Genomic DNA, 8,298 nt, shown 5'->3' with positions numbered 1-8,298 from the left:
TGAACTGCTGTGTATATCTCTTTGGCACGTGCTTTCTCTTTCCGGTTTCCTACAACCCTACGCGGGTCGCTGTCCGGAAGATCAAGGGCACCTCACCCGGTGGGGTTCGCCGGGGAGCCTTTCCGAGAGGGTCGGGCCGTTTCGGGTTGTGGTGGGTGTGTGGTGGCGGGAGGGGAGAAGAAGAGCGGGCCGTGGGTGGGCGGTTGCGGTCGCTGGGGCGCACAACCCGGCCCTCGGCACGCGCTCTCGCCGCGCGGTCACGTAAAACCGCAGGTCAGTGGAACTCTGGGTGTGGGAAGCCGTCTCGGGATCCGGGTTGTGACCCTTCAAGGCTCACGGACGGCTCTCCGCCCGGCGGCACCGACCCGAAACGTCCACCGAGAGCCCTGACCCACGCGAAATCGGCCGCCTGCGTGCGCAACCCGGCCCTCGGCACCTGCTCTCGCCGCTCGGTCCCACAAAACCGCAGGTCAGAGGAACCCCGGGTGCGGGCAGCCGTCTCGGGATCCGGGTCGTGACCCTCCGGGCTCACAGACAGCTCTCCACCCGGCCGCGCCGACCCGAAACGCCCACCGAGAGCCCTGACCCACGCGAAATCGGCTGCTTGCGTGCGCAACCCGGCCCCCGGCACGCACTCTCGCCGGCCGGTTGCACAAAACCGCAGGTCAGCCCCGAAACAGCGGGTCCGAAGGCGTCCCGCGATCCGGATCGAGACCCGCCCAACCCACGGGCGGCCTTTCCGCCCGCGCACCCACCCCGAAACGCCCGTCGAAACGGCCCGACCCACTCGGGAAGGCTCCCCGGCGAACCTCACCGGGCTCCCCTCCCGCTCCGCCGTTGCCAGCGCCTTTCCGGCGAGCAACGCCTGTGTCTCGCCGGGGAGCCCAGGGCTCCTGACCGCCGGTGACCGTGGGACCGGGCCCACCTCCGCCGGTCCACGCCGACCGTTTAGCACTGAGCCTCCCGCTGCCCACCAAGTCGCGACCGCCGGCCGCGAACGCCCGACCCACTCGGGAAGGCTCCCCGGCGAACCCAACCCGGCCGCCCTCCCGCTCCGCCGTTGCCAGCGCCTTTCCGGCGAGCAACACCAGCGTCTCGCCGGGGAGTCCAGGGTTCCCGGCCGCCGGTGACCGTGGACCCGGGTCCATCTCCGCCGGTCCACGCCGACCGTTTAGCACTGAGCCTCCCGCTGCCCACCAAGTCGCGACCGCAGGCCGCGAACGCCCGACCAACTCGGGAAGGCTCCCCGGCGAACCCCACTCGGCCGCCCTCCCGCTCCGCCGTTGCCAGCGCCTTTCCGGCAAGCAACACCCACCTCTCGCCGGGGAGCCCAGGGCTCCTGACCGCCGGTGACCGTGGACCCGGGCCCATCTCCGCCGGCCCACGCCGACCGTTTAGCACAAAGCCACCCGCACCCAACCCCACCAACACCCGCCCGCAGGCGTCGACTTCGAGTATCCATACTCCCTCGACAGGGTTGACCACCTCGGCCGAGAGAGGCGGCCATGGTGCCGGCCTGCGGTGGTCAGGGAGCTGTTCGGGGAGCCGGGGCTGGAGCCGGGGCTGGGGCCTGGGTGGGGCTGGTTTGGATGAGTTGGGCGATTTCTCGGGCATGGGTGAATACGAGTCGGTGGTTGGTGGGGAGCCAGGTCACGGTGGGGGTGGGTGGGGGCTCGTGGAGTAGGCGTGCGATGCCGGTGCGCCAGAGGTGGTTGTGACGGGGGGTGCGGCCGTCCGTGCCGGTGCCGGCGATCGAGGTCGACATGATCATGGTTATGGGGCAGGTGACCTTGCGGAATCGGTCGAGGATTCGGGAGCGGACCACGTCGATTTGCAACTGTAGGTCGAAGATCTCCTTGGCGGTGGGTAGCACCTGACGCGGCGTGCCGATGGCCTGCTCGATCTCACGCCGGGTTGTCGGGTCCTCTGCCATTGCGCGGAATTCCGGTAGGTCGATCTCGGTGATGAACGGTTCCGGCAGCGGGTTTGCCCCGTCGATGATCACGAGTTCGGCGACGGCGTCCGGATGTTCGGCGGCGTAGTGCACGGCCAGGTCCGCGCCGAGGGAGTAGCCCACGAGTATGGGCGGGACGGCGCGCCCGGGCTCCGACGCGGCGATCTCCGACATCACCGCGACGAGATCGCCGAGGAACGCCTCGAAGGTGTACCGATCGCCGGCCGAGGAGAGGCCGTGGCCCCGGAGGTCGAAGGTCACCACGTCGTGGTCGAGCCGCAGCAGCTCGATCAGTTCGTGTAGGTCGGCCTGGGTCGACATCAGCCCCGGGACCAGGACCAGCGGTCGTCCCCGCCCGCCCCGAGACACCGGAATCGTGACCCCGTCGTGGTGCACCGTGAACCGCCGGCCGGCCCGCTCCTCGTTGTCGTCGTACGCCCGGCCCGGCCCCGCAGCCTCGATCGCATCGTCGTCTTTCGTAGTCATGCCGACCATGCTGGGAGGTTGACCCTGCGTCAGGGTCAAATCCGATGGCATCGACCGCCCGTCGGCGACAGGATCAGGACGGTGGACAGCCTCTCGCGTGCGCCGTTGCCTCTGCCGGTGCGGGACCCTCGTGGCGGGGGCCTCGTCCTCGATTACGCGGACATGCAAGCCCTACTTGCCGACCTCGTGTTGCCCTGCGCAGCGTCCACGCAGGTCATCACACGCCGGACTACGTGAACGACCCCCCTCGCGACCCCCGGCCGACCCGACCCGACCCCCGGCCGACCCGCGCGCAGGGCCGGCCGGCGCCCACGTCGTCCCGGGGTTCAGAACCGCCGGTTCGGCTTGCGGTTCTCGATCACCTCGTGGGCGCGTTCCTCCAGAGACCGGTCCGGCTGCGGAGTCGAGCGAGCTGTGGCGCCATCCGCCGGAACGTCCGGCCTCGGCGGACCGGCACACGTGGCGCGGGAGCCGGGGAGCACGCCGTTGATCAGGTAGTCGTCGACCTTCTTCGTGACGCAGCCATTGCGGCCGTACAGACTGTGCGTGCCCTCGTCGGTGACCGAGATCAGGTTGTCGTCCAGCTTGGCCGCCATGGCCGGGCCGCCGTCGTATTGGGTGGCCGGGTCGAACTCGGCCTGGACCACGACTCCGATCGGGTAGCCCTTGCGCTTCAGGTCGGTGATCCGCTCCTGTGGTGTGAACGACCGGAACGTGCATTCGGTCGGCTCGGCCGCCGCCGCACCCCTGCCGTACGGGTACCGCTCGCGGAATATCCGCATCTGCTCGTAGTAGGCGTTCGGGTCCGTGGGCCAGTCGGCCTCGCACGTCACCGCCTGGTAGGTGCCGTTGACCGTCGGCGGGATGGACCGTTCGGCCAGCACCGCAAGGGCCTTGCCCGCGTCGGCGGACAACGTTCCGCCGACCGCCTTCCTGATTTCGATGACCAGTTCGGCCATCAGCGCCCAGACGGCACGCGGAACGGTCTCGTAGCCCAGCATGGCGTCGAAGTAGTTGCGGTCGATCTTGGGGTCTTCGGGATACCCGGGCGACGGCACCGGCTTGATCGCCAGTTGCTCGCCGATCGCGTCGAGATTGGCCATCACCCGGGTGAGCGAGTTGCCCAGGTGATACGTGTTGTCCCGCTCGGCCACCCAGCCGGCCCAGGCTTCGACGTTCTGCCGGGCCGCGACGGCCTGTTGCTTGAACTGCTCGTAGTAGAGCCAGTCCGGGTGCATCGACGAGTCCAGCACACTGCGGTTGAGCCGGCCGGGGAACAGGCTGCCGTACACGGCGCCGAGATAGGTACCGTACGAGAACCCGAGGTAATTGATCTTCTTCTCGCCCAACGCGACCCGGATCAAGTCCATGTCCCGAGCGGTGTTCGCGGTGTTGACGAACGGCCGCATACCGCCGCCCGCCCGTTGGCACGCCTGTTCGCGTTGCAGCGCGGCGGCGGCCATCGCCGGGAACTGCGCGTCCGTCGGCCGGGTCGGTCGCGGGACGGATTGCTCCACCGCCTCGCAGTGCAGCGGCGTGGACCGGCCCACCCCTCGTGGGTCGAAGCCGATCAGGTCGAAGCTGCCCGCGATCGCCTCCCCGGCCAGTTCGGTCGGTAACGCCAGCCCTTCGCCGCCGGGCCCACCGGGATTCACCAGCAGCACGCCCTGTCGCTTGGCCGGACTGTCGGCCTTGCGGCGGCTCACCGCGATGTCGAGCCGGCCGTCACCGGGTTTGCGATAGTTCAGCGGGACGGTCAACGTGGTGCAATCCAACCCGGCCCACCGCCTGTTCCACTCCTCCTGCGGAATGTCGGACGGGGGTGGTCCGGGAACACACCGCGCCCAGGACACCGACTGCCGTAGGAACGGGGCCAGTCCGGAATCCTCTGCCGCGGCGGGAACGACCGTCAATCCGAAGGCGACGGACATGCAGGCCGCCAGGACGGTGCCGCGACGCGATCTCGCCGGCCCAACTCGAACATTCACGAAGTCACGTTCCATTCAGGTGCGTTCGATGAGTTCGGACGGCTCTGAATGCTAATGACGACGGGGTTTCGGATTGATAACCATTACCGCCGGTGGCCAACGCAGGACGAATGTCACGACCCAAACGTCACGGTGCAAACGTCACAACACAACCGTCACGACACGATGTCCTTCCGCCCGAAGTGGCGGAAAGCCAACGCCAAAAAGACCACCGCATACGCGACCGAGACCGCGCTGCCCTTGATCATCCCGTCCCATTGCGGGTCCGTCTGGAGCACGTCCACCCACGCGAACTGCCAATGCGTGGGCAGGTAGTCGCGCCACGAGCCGAGCGCCGTCACCGCGTCCACGATGTTGGAGACCACCACCAGACCGACCGCGCCGCCCACCGCGCCCAGTGGCGCGTCGGTGACCGTGGAGAGCCAGAACGCGATGCCCATCACCACGAGTTGCGCCACCACGCCGTAGACGACCACGACCGACATGCGCCCGAGCGCCTCGCCGGTCGGCAGCGACGCCCCCACCGGCAGGTCCAACGGGCCCCAGCCGAACGCGATCGCGCCCGCGATCAACGCCATCAGCGGCAGCAGTACCAGGGCCAGCACGCTGTAGCCGAGCGCGACCACGAGCTTGACCCGCAGCAGCCGCGCCCTGGGCACCGGCGCGGCGAGCAGGTAGCGCAGCGAGGACCAACTCGCCTCGCTGGCCACGGTGTCGCCGCAGAACAGCGCCACCGCGACGACCAACAGGAAGCCGGTCGAGACGAACAGCGTGAACGCGGTGAAGTTGAGCGCGCTCTTGGTCGCCACGTCCACCAGCGTGGGCACCGCGTCGGGCGACGGATCGCCGCCGATCTTGAACGCGGCGACCAGGATCCACGGCAGCGCGAGCAGCAGGCCGATCATGAACAGGGTGCGCCGGCGCCGGAATTGGCGTACGGCCTCGACCCGGATCGGCAACGTGTGGCGTGGCCGATAGCCGGGTGCGTGCGACGCGCCCGGGATCGGGTGCGCGCCCTCGTCGGTCGGCAGTTCGGGGAGCGTGCGGGTCATCAGGACTCCCCAATGAGCGTCAGGAACGCGTCTTCCAGGCGGCGGCGCGCGGTCACCCGGTCCACCGCGACACCCGCGCCGACGAGTTCGGCCACCAGCACGGAGGCCTGCGCGCCCGCGAGTTGCACGAGTACGCCGCCCTCCTCGGGTTCCACCGAGCCCACGCCCGGCAGATCCTTCAGGGTCGCGATCGCCAGGTCCGGCACCGGGGTGCCGATCACCAACGTGTTGCCGTTGCCGACGATCTCGCCGACCGGGCCGGAGGCGATCAGCCGGCCCCGGTGCATCACCACGACGTGCGTACAGGTCTGTTCGACCTCGGCCAACAGGTGGCTGGAGACCACCACGGTGCGGCCGGTGGCCGCGTAGCCGATCAGCACGTCGCGCATCGCCCGGATCTGCGGCGGGTCGAGCCCGTTGGTGGGTTCGTCCAACACGAGCAGGTCCGGCAGGCCGAGCATCGCCTGGGCGATGGCGAGCCGTTGCCGCATGCCCTGCGAGTAGGTGCGTACGTTGCGATCCAGCGCCTCGCCCAACCCGGCGATCTCCAGCGCCTCGTCGAAGTGCGCGTCCGCGTGCGGGCGGCCGGTGGCCCGCCAGTACAGCGACAGGTTCTCCCGCCCGGACAGGTGCGGCAGGAAGCCGGGGCCCTCCACGAACGAGCCGAGCCGGGACAACACCGGCGCCCCCGGGCCGACCACCCGGCCGAAGATCCGTATCTCGCCGCCGTCCGGGAGGATCAGCCCCATCAACATCCGCAGCGTCGTGGTCTTGCCCGCGCCGTTGGGGCCCAGCAGGCCGAGCACCTGGCCCGCCTCCACCCGGAAGGACAGGTCGTCGACGGCGAGCTTGCCGCCCTTGTACCGCTTGGTCAGTCCCCGGATCTGCAACGGCACCTCGGCCAGCGCCGGATCCGGTGCCGCGGCCGCCGCACGTCGACGCCCGGTGAGCAGCAGCGCGAGCGCGACCAGCACGGCGATCAGCGGCAGGCCCCACGTCCACCACGGGTAGCCGGTCGAGGCTACGTGCAACTGCGGCACCGACGGCACGGTCAACGGACCGGCGAGCGCGACCCGATAGCTCGCGGGCGCGCCCGGCGACGCGAAGCCCAGGTCGGTCGCGGTGAGCACGAGCCGCAGCCGGTGGCCCGAGTCGACCTGATGGTCGATCGCCGGCAACCGGATCTCCACATCCCGCCCGGCCGCGGCGCCACTCACCCGGATCGGCGCCGCGAGCTGGTGCGGCAACACCGTGCCGCCACCCGGCGCGACGTCGTACAACTTGGCGAACAGCACGATGTCGTCCGCACCGGAGACCCGCACCCGGGCCGTCGTCGAGCCGGTGATCCAGGTGCTCTGGTCGAACTTCTCGCTCTGGAAGAACGCGCTTTGTCCCGGCAGGTCGAACGCGATCCCGCCCAGGTCGCCCGCTCCCGACGCGAGCGCGCCCAGGCTGCCGGCGCCGGCCAGCAGGCCGAGCCCGGGCAGCCCGGACACCGAGGTCGGCGCGCCCCCCGGCGGATTGGCCACGGTCTGCTCCGGCCCGGCCAGCGCGACGGCCCGCTGCCGGGTGCCGCCCAGACCGGGGTAGTGGTCGGTGTCGGCGATCCGCAGTCGCTGCTCACGCGTGGCGCTGTCCACCCCGCCGGAGCGGGTCACCCGGAACTCCCCGGCGGCGGTCGGCGTACCGGCCCGGGGCGTCGCCTGCGCCGGCTTCAGCCACCGGTCGAACCACCCGGTGACCCGATCGCGCACCATCGCGCTCTGCGGCCGGCCGCCGTCGTGCCCGCCCGCCGTCCACACCGTCTCCACCGGCGCGCCGTTGCGCGCGATCGCCGCAGCGTTGCGGTCGGCCTGGTCGAGCGGGAACAGCGAGTCGTTCTGGCCCTGGATCAACAACGTCGGCACCGCGATCCGGTCCGCCACCGAGGCCGGACTGGCCCGTCGGAGCAGGTCGATCGCCTGCGGCGTGGACCTCCCCCCGACGGCCACCTCGCGGTAGACCGCACACACCTGTTCGGCGAACCGTCCGCAACCGGTGTTCGCGTCTATCGGGGCCAGCGAGCCCAGCGGGTTCGTCCCGGACGAGAAGAACAGCCCGGCCCACATCTTCTTGAACACCCCGTCGGCCGGCCCCCCGCCCGCCGCGTTCGGCAACAGCGCGTCGGCGAGGTCGTGCCAGGTGATCTGCGGCGCGATCGTGTCCACCCGAGGGTCGTAGGCCGCGGTCAACAGCGCGAGCGCACCGCCGTAGGAGGCACCGGCGACGCCCACCCGCGGGTCGCCCGGCCCGTCCAGCCGCACCTCCGGTCGAGTCGCCAGCCAGTCGATCAGCGCCCGTGCGTCGGCCACCTCGTAATCCGGTTGGTCCAGCATGATCTGCCCGGCCGAGCCGCCGAAGCCGCGGGCCGAGTAGGTCAGCACCACATACCCCGAACGGGCCAACGCCTCCGCGTCCCGGCGCAACTCGGCCTTGCTGCCCCCGAATCCGTGCGCGAGCAGTACGGCGGGCGCCCGCCCGCGCACTCCCGGCGGCAGGAACAGCGTGGTGTCGATGCCGATCCGGGCCGGATCGCCCGGCCCGGCGGCGACGTCGATGCGCTGCTCGGTCGCGGGCACGGCCGCCGCCGGGTCGTCTCGGACCAGGGCGCCGACGCCCACGATCGCGACGATCACCACCACCAGGGCCAGGACACCGGCCAGGACACGTGATCGACGCGTGGTCAACCGCGAACGCGCAACGGCGAAGGGGCGGCCGAGTGCCGTCCGGAGGCTCATGCGCCGACCCTACGTGGTGCAACCCCGCAGGCCGGGCACAA

The 8,298-nt window shown here is 70.6% G+C and carries 4 protein-coding genes; all 4 read right to left on the bottom strand.

Annotated features, from left to right (window positions below):
- Window positions 1–1,525: 1,525 nt before the first annotated feature.
- Complete coding sequence (locus tag ACH4U8_RS37460) at window positions 1,526–2,440, bottom strand: alpha/beta fold hydrolase (protein ID WP_395782669.1); 915 nt, start codon at window positions 2,438–2,440, stop codon at window positions 1,526–1,528.
- Window positions 2,441–2,766: 326 nt separating this feature from the next.
- Window positions 2,767–4,200: an alpha/beta fold hydrolase gene (locus ACH4U8_RS37455; RefSeq protein ID WP_395782668.1), complete on the bottom strand. Its 1,434-nt coding sequence runs from the start codon at window positions 4,198–4,200 to the stop codon at window positions 2,767–2,769.
- A 383-nt stretch (window positions 4,201–4,583) separates the two neighbouring features.
- Complete coding sequence (locus tag ACH4U8_RS37450) at window positions 4,584–5,480, bottom strand: ABC transporter permease (RefSeq protein WP_395782667.1); 897 nt, start codon at window positions 5,478–5,480, stop codon at window positions 4,584–4,586.
- Window positions 5,480–8,257, bottom strand: coding sequence for a CocE/NonD family hydrolase (locus tag ACH4U8_RS37445; RefSeq protein ID WP_395782666.1), 2,778 nt, complete (start codon window positions 8,255–8,257; stop codon window positions 5,480–5,482). Before ACH4U8_RS37445 ends, ACH4U8_RS37450 begins: the two co-directional genes overlap by 1 nt.
- Between the last annotated feature and the right edge of the window lie 41 nt (window positions 8,258–8,298).

Origin of the sequence: Embleya sp. NPDC020886 (genome assembly GCF_044333915.1) — a bacterium.
In the GTDB taxonomy this organism is placed as follows: Bacteria; Actinomycetota; Actinomycetes; order Streptomycetales; family Streptomycetaceae; genus Embleya.
The sequence above is the reverse complement of the archived record's forward strand: the minus strand, read 5'-3'. Positions and strand labels throughout refer to the sequence as shown.

Bases quoted from the DNA above. Each gene is read 5' to 3' on its own strand.
- ACH4U8_RS37445 (WP_395782666.1), bottom strand. From the start codon at position 8,257: ATGAGCCTCCGGACGGCACTCGGCCGCCCCTTCGCCGTTGCGCGTTCG.
- ACH4U8_RS37450 (WP_395782667.1), bottom strand. From the start codon at position 5,480: ATGACCCGCACGCTCCCCGAACTGCCGACCGACGAGGGCGCGCACCCG.
- ACH4U8_RS37460 (WP_395782669.1), bottom strand. From the start codon at position 2,440: ATGACTACGAAAGACGACGATGCGATCGAGGCTGCGGGGCCGGGCCGG.